Raw genomic sequence first — 416 nt, forward strand, 5'->3', positions numbered from 1 at the left:
TAAATACTCTTTAATCAGCGTTGACAATAATCAGTATTCCGTTCCCGATAATCTGATTGGTAAAAAAGTAAGAGTTAAAACCTACACAGAAACAATCAAAGTTTATTACGAACATGAACAGGTAGCTGAACATCAGAGAATCAATGATGGAAAACAAAAAACGTGCTTCGATATTCGGCACTATCTAAGCACGCTGCGTAAAAAGCCTGGAGCTTTAAGAAACAGTACAGCCCTCAAAGCGGATCCAGAACTCAAATCAATTTACGACAACTATTTTAGCGAAAAGCCGAAAGAATTCATAGAAATACTCACCAGACACAAAGACCGGCCTATGGAAGAAATCAAAGATCTGCTCAGGATAGAAGCCTGTCAGGCACCTCAGCGCCAATCTGTCTATGAGCCTCTGGCCGCACAGG

1 protein-coding gene is annotated in these 416 nt (G+C 40.9%); it reads left to right on the forward strand.

Going from position 1 to position 416, the window contains the following annotated elements:
• Window positions 1-416 (forward strand): Mu transposase domain-containing protein (locus Afil_RS10750; RefSeq protein WP_439647331.1); only part of this gene is annotated, 416 nt, incomplete at both ends.

This window comes from Allobaculum fili (assembly GCF_020969955.1).
Taxonomy (GTDB): Bacteria; Bacillota_I; Bacilli_A; order Erysipelotrichales; family Erysipelotrichaceae; genus Allobaculum; species Allobaculum fili.